10 protein-coding genes are annotated in these 14,491 nt (G+C 51.3%); 4 read left to right on the top strand and 6 right to left on the bottom strand.

Going from position 1 to position 14,491, the window contains the following annotated elements:
• Window positions 1–57: 57 nt before the first annotated feature.
• Window positions 58–1,428: an MBL fold metallo-hydrolase RNA specificity domain-containing protein gene (locus ABD880_RS10935; protein ID WP_345165767.1), complete on the bottom strand. Its 1,371-nt coding sequence runs from the start codon at window positions 1,426–1,428 to the stop codon at window positions 58–60.
• 388 nt (window positions 1,429–1,816) lie between these two features.
• On the opposite strand from ABD880_RS10935, the gene ABD880_RS10930 reads away from it, so the two are divergent.
• Entirely contained in the window at window positions 1,817–3,346 is a 1,530-nt protein-coding gene (locus ABD880_RS10930; protein ID WP_345165764.1) for a SulP family inorganic anion transporter, read from the top strand.
• Between the two features lie 194 nt (window positions 3,347–3,540).
• Entirely contained in the window at window positions 3,541–3,741 is a 201-nt protein-coding gene (locus ABD880_RS10925) for a hypothetical protein (RefSeq protein WP_345165761.1), read from the top strand.
• 222 nt (window positions 3,742–3,963) lie between these two features.
• Here ABD880_RS10925 and ABD880_RS10920 read toward each other — a convergent pair whose 3' ends face one another.
• The 4 genes from ABD880_RS10920 to ABD880_RS10905 all read right to left on the bottom strand — a co-directional run bounded on the left by ABD880_RS10920 (window position 3,964) and on the right by ABD880_RS10905 (window position 9,269).
• A complete protein-coding gene (locus ABD880_RS10920; protein ID WP_345165759.1) occupies window positions 3,964–4,989 on the bottom strand; it encodes a UDP-glucose--hexose-1-phosphate uridylyltransferase in 1,026 nt (341 codons plus the stop codon).
• A gap of 64 nt (window positions 4,990–5,053) precedes the next feature.
• Entirely contained in the window at window positions 5,054–6,214 is a 1,161-nt protein-coding gene (locus ABD880_RS10915) for a galactokinase (RefSeq protein ID WP_345165757.1), read from the bottom strand.
• Between the two features lie 322 nt (window positions 6,215–6,536).
• Window positions 6,537–8,174 carry a sodium/sugar symporter gene (locus tag ABD880_RS10910; RefSeq protein ID WP_345165754.1) on the bottom strand — a complete coding sequence of 546 codons (1,638 nt, stop codon included), beginning with the start codon at window positions 8,172–8,174 and terminating at the stop codon, window positions 6,537–6,539.
• A 54-nt stretch (window positions 8,175–8,228) separates the two neighbouring features.
• Window positions 8,229–9,269, bottom strand: a complete 1,041-nt coding sequence (locus ABD880_RS10905; RefSeq protein ID WP_345165751.1) for a LacI family DNA-binding transcriptional regulator — start codon at window positions 9,267–9,269, stop codon at window positions 8,229–8,231.
• Window positions 9,270–9,638: 369 nt separating this feature from the next.
• On the opposite strand from ABD880_RS10905, the gene ABD880_RS10900 reads away from it, so the two are divergent.
• Together ABD880_RS10900 and ABD880_RS10895 are read left to right on the top strand one after the other, a co-directional pair.
• Entirely contained in the window at window positions 9,639–12,248 is a 2,610-nt protein-coding gene (locus ABD880_RS10900) for a cellulase family glycosylhydrolase (RefSeq protein WP_345165748.1), read from the top strand.
• Between the two features lie 125 nt (window positions 12,249–12,373).
• Window positions 12,374–13,432 carry an aldose epimerase family protein gene (locus ABD880_RS10895; RefSeq protein WP_345165745.1) on the top strand — a complete coding sequence of 353 codons (1,059 nt, stop codon included), beginning with the start codon at window positions 12,374–12,376 and terminating at the stop codon, window positions 13,430–13,432.
• Between the two features lie 50 nt (window positions 13,433–13,482).
• Here the strand turns inward: ABD880_RS10895 and ABD880_RS10890 are convergent, their stop codons facing one another.
• A complete protein-coding gene (locus ABD880_RS10890) occupies window positions 13,483–14,169 on the bottom strand; it encodes a response regulator transcription factor (RefSeq protein WP_345165742.1) in 687 nt (228 codons plus the stop codon).
• Window positions 14,170–14,491 lie beyond the last annotated feature (322 nt).

The raw sequence follows: 14,491 nt of genomic DNA, 5'->3' as shown, positions 1-14,491 counted from the left end.
TGGCCTGTTTTCCAGAAAATAGGCCAAAAACGAAGGGCTTTACATGTATGACACGCCTTACACTACATAAGACAGCCTGAATTCTGGAATCTCAATGTGCTGGTGGCCAATTTCCTCCAGGTCGGCTTTGAGCTGTTTCATGACCAGTACCTCGCCGTGCACCAGGAAGATTTTCTGAATCTGGTCTTTGTCCTGGCAGTGCAGAAACTTGGCAATGTCACCATAGTCGCCGTGGGCGCTGTACTCTTTCATCTCAATCATCTGGGCTTTCACCTCCACCTCTTCGCCATGGATGAAGACCCTTTCTGCGCCGTTGGTGAGTTTGCCGCCTAGCGTAGAGGGCTCACAATAGCCCGTCACCAGCACCGCGCTGTTAGGGTCTGACAAGTTGTTCTTGAGGTGGTGCTGGATGCGGCCCGCGTTCATCATGCCCGAAGACGAGATGATCACGCACGGCTCATCCATCTTAATCAGTTCTTTGGAGTCCTCCACCTCTGTGATGTAATTCAACTGCGGAAACCCGAACGGGTCTGGGTCTTCTTTGATGTAGGCCAGCATGGTGTCATTGAAACAGTTGGTATGGTCGCGCATGATGTCAGTGGCATAGACAGAGAGCGGGCTGTCCACAAACACTTTCACGTCTGGCAGTCTTCCTTCCTCGGCTAGGTAATTCAAAGAGTAGATCAACTCCTGCGTGCGGCCAATGCTGAACGCCGGAATCAGCAGTTTTCCCTGGCGCTCCACGCACACCTCGCGCACAATCTTCTCCAGGCGGTCTTCGGTATTGTCCAGGCTGTCATGCACGCGGTTGCCGTAGGTAGACTCGCAGATGATGATTTCGGCCTGCGGAAACTCCTGTGGTTTGTTGAGGATGCGGTTGGCAAAGCGGCCAATGTCTCCAGAAAAGGTGAGCGTGCGGGTGCGGCCCTGGTCCTGAAGTTTGAGGTTGATGGCGGCGCTGCCCAGTACGTGGCCGGTGTCCGTGAAGAGTAGTTCTACGTCTTCGTCTATCTGGTAAGGTTCATTGTAAGAAACGGTTTGGAACAGGCTAAGGGCTTTGTCTACATCTTCTTCTGTGTATAAAGGTTTCTCTCCTTCATTCTCGCCGCTACTGCCTTGAATGCGGGCACTGTCCCTTAGGAGAAGTTCACAGAGCTCTAGCGTGGGCGGCGTGCAGAAGATGGGGCCGTTGTAGCCGTCCTGCACCAGCTTGGGAATGAGGCCCGAGTGGTCAATGTGCGCGTGCGACAGAATGAGGTAGGTGATGTTTTCGGGGTCAAACTCAAAGGTGCGGTTGAGGTCGTCAGACTTGTTGCCTTGCCCTTGCGAGAGGCCGCAGTCCAGCAGAATGCGCTTGCCGTTCTCTAGGGTGATGAGGTGTTTGCTGCCCGTCACGGTCTGGGCCGCGCCGTAAAAAGATATGGTCATGGATGGTAGTCTAAAAGGGTAGGCAGAGGTGTACGCGCCGGGCGTTGGCTGGTTGTGAGCGTGTAAGAAAGAAGATGCGTTTTTGGTGTATTTCCCAGAAAACAGCCCAAAAACGATATAGCTGCTGTTGTGGTATTTAGAATCTTAAGACACTGCCTGCGGTTTTCATGGGAAAGCCGTATTTTTGCTTTGTATGGCAAATTCATCTTTTCTCTTTCTGGCGCTCACGCCACCGTGAGTTTCCTTTCAATAAGTAGGTCCACTCAGGCAGACTTTCTTTAGCCAATTTTACAATGGTGCTGGTTGACTAGTAGCGTCTGGACGCATGTAGCGTCTTTGACGAAGCTATAGCCCTGCACTTTTCAGAGTACCTCATCAATTGAAAAGAATGAAGCCCCTAATACGTTTATTTGATTTCAGTCAGAAAGTAGATTATAAAATAGAGATTCTGGCCGGCCTCACGGTGGCCATGACCATGATCCCCGAGTCTTTGTCCTTCGCCATTCTAGCTGGCTTCCCGCCCTTGGTGGGCTTGTACGCGGCTTTTATCATGGGCTTGGTGACCGCCGTTTTGGGCGGAAGGCCGGGCATGGTCTCTGGCGGTGCGGGTGCTACGGTGGTGGTGCTCATTGCCTTGGGGCAGAGCCACGGGCTGGAGTATGTATTTGCCGCGGTAGCCTTAGCGGGTGTGTTGCAGATGCTGGTGGGCGTGTTCAAACTGGGCAAGTTCATCAGGCTGGTGCCGCAACCGGTCATGTTCGGGTTTGTGAACGGCCTGGCCATCATCATCTTTCTATCCCAGATAGAGCAGTTTAAGACCGGCACTGGCTGGCTGTCTGATGAGGCTCTCTACATCATGGCGGGACTGGTGGCCTTGACCATTGCCATTATTCTGGTACTGCCCAAGATCACCAAAGCCGTGCCGCCCTCACTGGTGGCCATTCTGGTAGTATTTGCCGTGGTGATGGGTTTGGATATTGACACCAAGTTGGTGCGCGACATTGCCTCTGTCTCTGGGAGCCTGCCGCCGTTTCATGTTCCGCAGATACCGTTTACGCTAGAGACCTTGCAGATTATCTTTCCCTATGCCTTGATCATGGCGGGTGTGGGCCTCACCGAGAGCCTCTTGACGCTCAACCTGGTAGACGAAATCACCGGCACCCGTGGCAACGGTAACCGCGAAAGCCTGGCCTTGGGCACGGCCAATGTGCTGAACGGCTTCTTCTACGGCATGGGCGGCTGCGCCATGATTGCCCAAACCTTGGTAAACCTTTCTGCCGGAGCAAGAGCACGTTTGGCGGGTATTGTGGCGGCCCTCACCATTCTGGTCATTATTCTGGTGGGCGCGCCTTTCATTGAGCGAGTACCCATGGCCGCGCTGGTGGGCGTGATGGTGATGGTGTCTATTGGCACGTTTGAGTGGATTAGCTTCAGGATCATCAACAAAATGCCCAGGCACGACGTCTTCGTGGGCATCTTGGTGGCGGCCATCACCGTCTGGCTGCACAACCTGGCACTGGCCGTTTTGATTGGGGTGATTATTTCCGCACTGGTCTTCGCCTGGGAAAGCGCCAAGCGCATACGGGCCAGAAAGTACCTAGACGCCAACGGCACCAAGCACTATGAACTGTACGGTCCGCTGTTCTTTGGGTCTGTGGCCGCGTTTAATGAGAAGTTTGATGTAGCCGATGATCCGCAGGAAGTCATCATTGATTTCAAGGATAGCCGCGTAGCCGACATGTCGGGTATTGACGCCCTTCATAAACTCACTGAGCGCTACCAGAAAGCCGGCAAGAAACTACAGCTCCGTCACCTAAGCCCAGACTGCCTGGTCCTGCTGAAAAATGCTGAAGCTGTGATTGAAGTGAATATTCTGGAAGACCCGCAGTACGCGGTGGTGACGGATGAAAGGGTGTAGTAGAGAGGAGCGTTTTTGGCTTGTTTTCTGGAAATAAGGCCAAAAACGAAGATTTACGAAAGAGAAGATTCTCCCCTCGAGGATTGCCCAAACGAGAGTTTGAGGCACCGAGCGTAGCTCTGTAGAGGGGTGTTTACAAAGGAGATAACTTGCTGTTACTCTAATAAATAGTGACCAACACATATTTAATTAATATGACGGAGGAAGACAATAATCTCCTGTTGAAGATTTCAAAAATCGAAGATCTAGCAGGAATGACTGTCAATGAACGGCTTTATGTAAGTGGCCTGATGAAAGAGTTTGACAGATGCAGAAAACAAGACAAAGAAAGAGCAAAGCAAATTCTTAGTTGGCTAAGAGTGGACAGAACCTCTATTGAAAAGATTATTAGTTAAAGAAACTGGGAAATAACCGAATCATAATCTGCAGGAGTAAACACCCCTCTACAGAGCTACGCTCGGTGCCACAAACTCTCGTTTGGGCAATCCTCAAGGGGAGAATCTCAACTAAAGAAAGCTTTAGTGCTAATAGAAAAGACCTCACAAGTTTTCAAATCCTATGAGCCCTTTACTTTTACTTCGTTTTTGGCCAGTTTTCCGGAAAACAGGCCAAAAACGCTAGACCAATCCTCTTAACCGTTCAGCGGCGCTTTCTGGGGTGATGTCCCGCTGGGGATTGCCCATGAGCTCGTAGCCCACCATGAATTTCTTGACGGTGGCGGAGCGCAGAAGCGGTGGGTAGAAGTGCATGTGGAAATGCCATTCCGGGTGCTCCTGTCCGTCTGTGGGGCTTTGGTGCAGGCCAGCCGAGTAGGGGAAGGAGGTCTGGAACAGGCGGTCATAAACCTCAGACAGTTGTTTCATGATGGCGGCAAAAGCGTCTTTCTCGGTATCATTCATCTGGCCCAGATGCTGGAAATGGCGCCGGGAGATGATCATGGTCTCAAACGGCCAAACCGCCCAAAACGGAATAAGTGCCACAAAGTGCTCGTTCTCTAGCACAATGCGGGTCTTCTCCTCCAGTTCCAACGCCAGGTAGTCTGCCAGAAGGCTTCGGCCGTTTTGCTGATAGTACTGGGTCTGTTGCACCGTCTCTTTGGCGGGCTCTACCGGTACCGAGCTCTGCGCCCAAATCTGGCCGTGCGGGTGCGGGTTGCTGCTGCCCATCACTGTGCCCTTGTTCTCAAAAATCTGCACGTAGTTGATGTAGTCCAGCGCGCCCAGTTCCAGGTATTCCTGCTCCCATAAATCCACCACTTTCCTGATCTCCGGCACAGAAATCTCTGACAAGGTCAGGTCATGGCGCGGCGAAAAGCAGATGACCCGGCAGATGCCACGCTCGCTTTCGGCTTTGATAAGGTTGCCTTTGGTAAAGGACCCGGCGGGCGTCTCTGACTGCAGGGCGGCAAAGTCATTGGTGAACACAAACGTGGACGGGTAGTCTGGATTGGTTTCGCCGTTGGCGCGTAGGTTGCCGGGGCACAGGTAGCAAGTGGGGTCATATTGTGGTCGTTCCTCTTTGGCCACGGTTTCCTGCTGGCCCTGCCACGGCCGCTTGGAACGGTGCGGAGACACCAGGACCCAGTCGCCGGTGAGGGCGTTGTATCTTCTATGCGAGTGGTCGTTTAAATCAAAAGACTCCATGAGGCAATGAGTGATGGATTGATGGCTAGAATGAGTGAATGGGTTGGGCGTTTTTGGCCTGATTTCAGGAAACTGGGCTAGAAACGAGGCTACTGCCGTTTACAATTTCGGCTATGTAGGCTTTCATTTTAATCCCGAACTTTTGTTCATAGGCATCTTCCATCTGCTGAATGTAAGCACCAACCTGGTCCAGCTTAACCAAGTTAATGGTACAGCCGCCGAAGCCTCCGCCCATCATGCGCGCGCCCAGCACGGCCTCGTTCTTACGGGCCAGGTCGGCTAGAAAATCCAGCTCAGGACAGCTTACCTCGTAGTCATGTTGCAGACCTTGGTGCGAGGCAAACATCTTCTCTCCAAAGGCCGCCATGTCCTTGCGCTCCAAATCCTGACAAGCGCCTTCCACGCGCAGGTTTTCCTCCACCACATACTTGCAACGCTTGTACACCACCGGATCAAACTCTGCCTGGTGCTGAGCCAGCATCTCTAATGTGGCATCGCGTAAGCTGTTTACTTCTGGATGATGTTGGTGCAGAATGGCTACGCCGGTTTCGCACTCTTGGCGGCGGGTGTTGTACTCACTGGAGGCTAAGGAATGTTTGACTTGGGTGTCTAGCAAGACGATGCGGTAATCGTGCATGTCCAAGTCATAGTAGTGGTATTCCAGAGAACGGCAGTCTAGCTTGACCACGCGGTCATACTTGCCAAACATGCTGGCAAACTGGTCCATGATGCCGCACATCACACCGGCAAATTCATGCTCGGCTTTCTGGGCCATCTTCACCAGGTCAAGCTTGTCAATGTTGAGCGCATACAGGTAGTTCAATCCATAGGCCAACCCACACTCCACCGCCGCCGAAGAAGACAAGCCCGCGCCAATGGGAATATCACCTCCAAACACCAGATTAAAGCCTTTGATGGTATGGCCCGCCCGTTGCAACTGGGCTATCACGCCTAGTAAATAGTTTGCCCACCGGATGTCACTTTTTTCAATCTTGTCCAGGTCAAAAGAAGCGCTTTCCTCCAAATCAAAAGAATAGGCATTGAACATGTTGGTGCCGTTTGGAGCCAGCGCGAAGTAGATTTCTTTGTTGATGGCCGCTGGCAGCACAAAGCCGTTGTTGTAGTCAGTATGTTCGCCAATCAGGTTGACGCGGCCCGGTGAGCGCACCACTACAGGGTCCAGGCGGTAGAGTTCTTTGTATTTGGAGACAATGTCTTGCACCATAGGATAGATTGTTTTGCTGGGTGTAAATAGAATCTGGGCAAACGCGCCGTTCTATACTAACGCATCTGCCCAGATTTTGATAAGGTAATTGGTGGAGGACTCTATGGAAGAAACTAAAGTGTAAAGTAGAAGTTGGTCAAACCGCACCACTCTCCAACCTCCATTTTTGTCATCCTGAAAGGACCTTGTGGGCAAGCTAGAAAGGCCATAACTATGAAAAGGGCGCCTGTCCATTCTAATAATAATTTAAAAATCCCTTCTTAGTAGACGCTTCTCTAGTTCGCTTACAAGGTCCTTTCAGGAAGACAAAGGGAGCGGTCTCTTACCAGAACATAGTATACAAGGCGGCCAGAATTCCGCAGATGATCACGGCGCCAATATTAAACGAGGTAGACGTCTTGAACATGCTGGCGTCAATTTCCAGGCCTTTGGGATTGTTTTTGCTTTTAGGGTCCAACAAGCTGATGATGATCATGATCACGGCCAGTACCACAAAGACAATCCCCATGCGGTCAATGAACGGAATCTCAGAGAACTGGAACTTCAGGAACGTAGACAGCGGAATGGTCAGCAAGGCCGCCGTCAAGGCCGCTGCCGAGGTAGTGCGTTTCCAGAAGAAACCTAAGGCAAAAATGGCAAACACGCCCGGCGAGATAAAGCCCGTGTACTCCTGAATGTACTGGAACGCCTGGTCCAAATTACGCAACAACGGCGCCACCAAAACGGCAATAATAAACGAGGCCAAAACGGCTAGTCGGCCAATGCCCACCAGGCGTTTCTCAGAGGCGTCTTTGTTGAAGAACTTTTGGTAAATGTCTAGTGTGAAGATGGTAGAAATACTGTTGGCCTTGCCCGCCAATGAGGCTACAATGGCGGCCGTCAAGGCAGCGAAGGAAAGTCCTCTTAAGCCAATAGGCAACAACTCCAGCAACACTGGGTAGGCGTGGTCTGGTTTAATGTGCCCCAGTTCATTGGTCATTTCCTGCTGGAACGCGCCGTTCTTAAACAACACGTAGGCGGCAATACCCGGCAATACCACAATCACCGGCATCAACAATTTCAAGAACGCGGCAAACAGCAAACCACTGCGGGCAGTGTTCAAGTCAGCGCCTAGAGCACGCTGGGTAATGTACTGGTTACAGCCCCAGTAGCTGAGGTTGATAATCCACATGGAGCCAATCACTACTGATAAGCCCGGCAAGTCCATGTAGGCATCGCGGGTACCGCCTTCGCCGTTCGGGATCATTAATTCGCCTTCAGAAAGAATCATGGAGAAGTGGTCTGCCGCCTCTTTGTGCAAGATGGAAAGCCCGTCAAAGATGCCGCCTCCGCCTAACTGATCAGACACTAAATCCAAGGCCAGATACGTAGTCGCTAATCCTCCCAATACCAACACGAACACCTGAATCACGTCTGTATAGCCAATCACCTTCATGCCGCCCAGTGTGATGAAAATAGCAAAGATGGCCATGCCGTACATGCAGTAGTGGAAGTCCAAACCGGTAATAGTCTGAATAGCCAATGCGCCCAGATACAGGATAGAGGACAGGTTCACAAACACATATACCAATAGCCAGAACACCGCCATGATGGTGGCCACGCCGTTGTTGTACCGCTGCGACAAGAACTGCGGCATGGTGTAAATCTTGTTCTTGAGGTAGATGGGAATGAAGAAGATGGCCACCACAATCAAGGTAGCAGCCGCCATCCACTCATAGGTAGAAATGGCCAGACCCATGGCAAACCCAGAGCCCGACATGCCGATAAACTGCTCGGCAGAAATGTTAGAGGCAATCAAAGACGCGCCAATGGCCCACCAGGTCAAAGACCCTTCGGCTAAGAAGAACTCCTTGGAGTCCAGCGTCTTGCTTTGCTTGCGTTTGTAAATCCAGTACCCGTACCCCGACACGATCACGAAGTACAGCAGGAAGATTAAATAGTCAATGGTGTGTAAGCCCATGAAATTGCTAGTTAGTTGGTTAGGTGGGTGTAGTAGGTTGGGTTAAATGAAGTTCTAAAAGGTATCAGGTTTTAAGGAGGTGCGTCTGGATGAGTCGCGCATGATCAGCTTGGGGTCCAGTACTATTTTCTGAGGCAGCGTCTCTGTTGTGGCGTCTCCTGTAATGGCATTGAGTACTAGTTGAGCGGCTTCGCGGCCCATGGCAGTGGTTTGCTGGTCCACGGTCGTCAGGCTAGGGGTGATGTAGGCGCTGAACGCCTCATTGGCGAAGCCCACCAAGCCAATCTGCCCCGGTTGGCTCCAGACACTTTCTTTGATGGCCTGTAATGCGCCCAGCGCCGTAAAGTCCTCTACCGCAAATACGGCATCGGGCACTTGTTTCAACTGCAGTAACTGGCTCATCCTTTCCCGGCCCGATTCAATGGACACCTTCCCGTAGACAATCAAATCCTCTTCTACCGGCAAGTTGTTATGAGTCAAGGCGTCCACGTAGCCGCGCAGGCGCTCATGAAAAATCTTGATGTGCGATGGTCCGGCAATGTGCGCAATGCGGGTGTAGCCTTGCTCAATCAAATGCTCCGTGGCCATGTAGGCGCCTTTGTAGTCATCAATGACCACCGTAGAAACGCCCAGGTCCTCAATGGCGCGGTCAAACAAAACCAAGGGCGTGTGACGTTTTTTTACTTCCAGGTAGTGGTCATAGCGCGTGCTTTCCTTGGCAATGGAGGCAATGATGCCGTCCACGTTTGACTGCAACAACGTCTGTATGCCTTGTACCTCTTGCTGGTAGCTTTCATTGGATTGGAACAGCAGTACGTTGTAACCTCTGGCCTGGGCAATCTCCTCCACGCCATGAATCACCGACCCAAAGAAGCTAATCTCAGCGCTGGGAATCATCACGCCAATGACTCTGGACTTACCAGAGCGCAATGAACTAGCCATGCGGTTCTGCTGGTAGTTGAGCTTCTGGGCCGTAGACCGCACCATCACCTTGGTGGCCTCACTAATGGAAGGGTGATCGTTTAAGGCCCTGGACACGGTAGCCGCTGTGGTGTTCAGGGCTTTGGCAATGTCATGGATGGTGGTTCTGGCCATAGTACGTAATCGATTACGTAAATATATCAGAAAGTTTATGACACAAGCAAAAGGGTAGCCCCAATAATTGTCTCCTTAAAAATTTATAGAATGCTGCAGAACTGATTAATATATCAATCAGAATAGCGGTTTCTGCCTCTTATACTATTAATTATGAAAGGGACTTGCCCGGCTAGGGAGCTAACCTAAATTTGGAAATGCAGTAACATCTTCTTAGATATGCAACGTAATCGATTGCGTAAATTTTCAGTCTTCTATCGTTTTTAGCCTGATTTCCAGAAACCAGGCTAAAAATGAGATAGAGATATGTTACACGCCGTCCTGTAAAGGTGCAGGATTGGCTTCTTCACTTATTCAATGACGTACCGCATGCTCTTTTTTTCTATACATCTGTTCAATTCAAGCAAGCGCCTGGTCCTGGTTGCCGCCCTTTTGCTTACTCTTTTTAGTCACCTGGCTGTAAATGCCCAGACCACGGCGGGCAAAGAGGCAGAGTTGGTGTATGTAGACCCGCAGGGCATCCTGCGCTGGAAAAAGAGCAATTTGGAGGCAAGCTTCTTCGGGGTGAATTACACGGTGCCCTTTGCCTATGGCTATAGGTCTGTGAAAGCCCGCGGAACAGACCCAGAGAAGGCCATTGACCAGGACGTGTACCACTTGGCGCGTCTGGGGTTCAATGCCTTTAGGGTGCACGTCTGGGACACCGAGATATCAGACTCCCTAGGAAACCTGCTGGAGAATGAACATTTGCGCCTGTTTGACTATCTGGTGTACAAACTCAAAGAGCGCAACATCAAAGTGCTGGTGACGCCCATTGCCTTCTGGGGAAACGGCTGGCCCGAAAAAGATGAGAAGACGCCCGGCTTCTCTTACAAATATGGCAAGCAGAAAGCTTTGGTAGAGGAAGCAGCCTTCTTGGCGCAGGAAAATTACCTTAAGCAGTTTCTGGCCCACGTGAACCCGTACACCAAGCAGACCTATGAGCAGGATGCCAACATCATAGCCGCAGAAATCAACAACGAGCCCCAGCACTCGGGACCCAAAGAACGCACCACCGAGTACGTGACCCGCATGGTGGCCGCCGTGCGCGCTACCGGCTGGAAGAAACCCGTCTTCTACAACATAAGTGAGTCGCCTAAGTACGCAGACGCCATTGTGAAGGGGGCAGGGGTAGACGGTTACAGTTTTCAATGGTACCCTACCAACCTCATGGCCAACCACAGCTTGCAGGGCAACTACCTCACGCACGTAGACCGCTACCAAATTCCGTTTGACACCCTGGCCGCCTTCCAGAACAAAGCCCTGATGGTATATGAATTTGACGCCGCAGACATTGCAGGGTCTTACATGTACCCCGCTATGGCTAAGAGTTTTAGAGCCGCTGGTTTTCAGTGGGCTACGCAGTTTGCCTATGACCCCATGGCCACCGCTTACGGTAACACCGAGTACCAGACGCACTATTTGAACCTGGCCTTCACCCCGGCCAAAGCCATCAGCCTCTTGATTGCGGGCAAGGCCTTTCATCAGTTGCCGCTGCGCAAAAACTACGGCGCATACCCCAGTGACAGTGTGTTTGGGGCATTCAGGGTGAGTTACCGGCAGGACTTGAGCGAGATGAACACCGTGCAGGAATTCTATTACTCCAACACTACGCAGACCAAACCCCTTGATAAAAGCAAGCTGGCGCATGTGGCAGGAGTGGGAAGTTCACCCGTGGTAAAGTACTCGGGCACCGGGGCATATTTCCTAGACAAGCTGGAGAAAGGCGTCTGGCGGCTGGAGGTAATGCCAGACGCCTACTTCATTAGAGATCCTCTGGGCAAGGCCTCGCCTAACAGAGAAGTGAGCCGTATTCAGTGGCAAGTCCAGAACATGCAGGTCTTGCTGGCAGAGCTAGGAGGGAGCTTTGAAATACGGGCCGTGAATGAGGGAAACACGTACTCCGCCAAAGCCAAAGACGGAAGTTTTGCGGTAAGCCCCGGCGCGTATATCTTGAGCAAAAAGAAGAAAACCAACTGGACGGGGAATAAAACTTATGGCAACCTGCGGGTAAATGAATTTGTAGCGCCGCAGCCGTATGCCACGGGTATTTATGTGACCCATGATCCTTTAAAGGAAATTAGCAGCGGTCAGCCGTACACCATTTCAGCGCAGGTGGTGGGTGTTTCTGCAGAGGCGAAGGTGAGCTTGCAGGTAAACAACCAGGCGGCCGTGTACAAAACCATCTCCATGCAGGCCGTGGGCGCCGGGCGTTTTACGGCAGTATTGCCGGTGGATGTCTTGACGCCCGGCCAAATTTCGTACCGTATTCTGGTGCAGGACGGGGAGAAAGAGGCCACCTTTCCGGGAAATCATGCGGGCAATCCCTGGGCCTGGGACGCCAACCTCTCTGAGACCTATCAATCCTTCGTGGCCGCGCCCAACGGTCATTTGGAGCTGTTCAATGCCACCCATGACCGACAACTGTTTGTATTCCCCAATCTCTGGAAAAGCGATGAACGCCAGCTTCTGTCTAGCCAGCAGCCTGGCCAGTTAATTTTGCGCCTGACCGCCAAAGAGCTTCCCCTTGAAGAGCAAACCATGGGCCTGCAGCACTACATTGGCGATAAACTGCAAGGAAGAGTTTCTGAACTGGCCTCTTTCAAGAAGCTGGTGATACGGCTGAAGTCCACCACCGGCACAGCTATACCCATAAAGGTGAACCTTATTTCTCATCAGGCCACGGGTTTCTCTGCACAGGTGTCTGCCGGGACTGCCTTCCAGGACATTGAAATACCTTTGCAAACCCTGCAGCCAGATGCCTTTATGTTGTTGCCAAGGCCGTACCCCGGGTTTCATCCGTTCTGGTTTACAGGCAAGTCCTCCCAGGCATTTAACTTAAAGGATGTGGAAAAACTGCAGCTGTATGTAGTGCCCACGGAGCAGACCGCCAAAGGTCCACGTGGTTTTGAGATTGAGTCCATCTGGCTAGCCAAGTAGCAGGATGTTTTTTGCCAGGCTCCGTTTTTGGTCTGTTTTCTAGAAAACAGACCAAAAACGGAGCCTGGTTCGTAAAGATAGAGGTAGGCTTTTCAGGCCAATGGCATTCCCTTTACTCAATGACTATGGAACATATCACCAACCCCACTCAGACTACCTCTACTGCCAAAGCGCAGCTGTACACCCTGCAGAACTCAAAAGGCATGCGCGTGACCATCAGTAATTATGGCGGTGCCATCACGTCTATCTTGGCGCCAGACCAACTGGGTACCTTGGGCGAAGTAGTGCTGGGGTTTGACGACATGGACGCCTATACCAGTCCGGCGTATCTTGCCAACCAGCCGTATTTTGGGGCTATCATTGGGCGTTACGGCAATCGCATAGCCAAGGGTCGGTTTTCTCTCAACGGCAAGGAATATACCCTGGCAACCAACAACGGTCCCAATCATCTGCATGGCGGCGTGAAAGGCTTTGACAAGGTATTTTGGGAGGTAGAGGAGCTGCCAGTGAAAAACGCGCTTCGGCTAACATACACTAGCCCAGACGGAGAAGAAGGATACCCCGGAACGGTACAGGTGACGGTGTTGTATGTCTTAACCCCAGACAATGAGTTGGTGATAGAATATCAGGCAACCACAGATCAGGCCACGCCCATTAATCTCACCAATCACACGTATTTTAACTTGTCTGGGGGAGAAGCGCAAGACGCTTTGGACCATCTCCTTTGCATTGCCGCAGACCGGTATGTGGTGGTTTCTGAAGCGCTTATCCCAACTGGAGACCTGCCCAAGGTAGAGGGTACACCCATGGATTTTCAGACTCCCGTGGCTATTGGGGCCAGAATAGAGCAAGTGCCCGGCGGCTATGACCACACCTATGTTTTAAAAGAAACAGGCAAGCATTTAAAGCGCGCGGCCACCGTAGAAGATCCCCTTTCTGGCCGCTGTTTAGAAGTCTGCACCACAGAGCCCGGCATTCAATTCTACTCGGGTAATTTTCTGGATGGCAGTCTGCAGGGGCATGGTGGTAGGACCTATAAAAAGCACTATGGCTTCTGCCTGGAGACCCAGCATTTCCCAGACTCGCCCAACCAGCCTGCCTTCCCTAACACCATCCTGGAGCCCGGCGAGAAATATCACCAGAAAACGGTGTATAGGTTCTATGTCTGCAGTCAAGAGCGCTAGTCGTTTTTGTCCTGTTTTCACAAAAAGAGGCCAAAAACGACTGAGGTGGTTTAGATTAAGTCAAAAGCGCGGGCAAACTGCGACAGCTCATAATGCGAGTGCACGCGCAGTTTTACCTTGAGGTTTCTGCGGTGGGTGTTAACGGTTTTCTCTGAGATGAAAAGCTCTTCGGCAATTTCTGTAGAGCTTTTGCCCAGCACCACCATCCTCAAAATCTCCTGTTCACGCTTGCCTAGTTGCGCAAATGCCTGCACGTTCTCCCGCAGGAAACGGCTCTCATCCAGCATCCTGTTCACTTTGGGCGTAATGTGGGTGTCTGGTTCTACCTTAAGGGCAATGGTGATGGTAAGAAGGGGAGCGCCATTGTCATCACGCATCAGGATTTTGAGCGTACTTAGGTGCCAAACCCAATCTTTGACGTTTTTTAACTTGACCTGTTGAAAGAAGGATACAATTTCATTGTCGTCATTTCGCTCCAAGAGGCCGCCAATCAGTTTAGGGACGTAATCATCTACTTCTTCCTGGTTAAAGAACCGCTCCAGGTACTGGGGCCCCATGGCTCTAATCTCTTCCAGGGTAGTGCCCAGCAGCGCAAGGCCCCGCGGGCACATGTACTCTACACCAAGGCCTTTCTGTATATTATGAACCACTACCACGCCGGGTAAGTAATCTGCCACTGCCGCAATCTCAGCAACCTTCTCCGTTATCTTGCGGTCTAACTCTGGGTGCACATCCATTTTGTTGGAGGGGGTTAAATAAAGGAATCTTGAAACTTAATAGGAGCAGATTCCAAAAAGTAAGCGCCACGTCTAAATAAATTAAAGATGGCAGTAGAATATTTAGATTGTTAAGTGTCTTATGAGAGCAATGGCCCATCTCGTTTTACCGCTGGCAGTCATCTAGTAGTGCGTTAAGGAGTTTCAAGCTACTGGCACAGAGCTATACTTTTACCATTCAAGTGGCATTCAAATTTATCCAAATTATAGCTAACCCATAGGTTAAATTTAAGGCGTGGCTGCAGTGAGACTTTCAAAGGATTTTCCTAAGTAGGGCAGGTTT

The organism is Nibribacter koreensis (assembly GCF_039541795.1).
Classification (GTDB): domain Bacteria; phylum Bacteroidota; class Bacteroidia; order Cytophagales; family Hymenobacteraceae; genus Nibribacter; species Nibribacter koreensis.
This window is presented reverse-complemented; position numbering and strand designations above follow the sequence as displayed.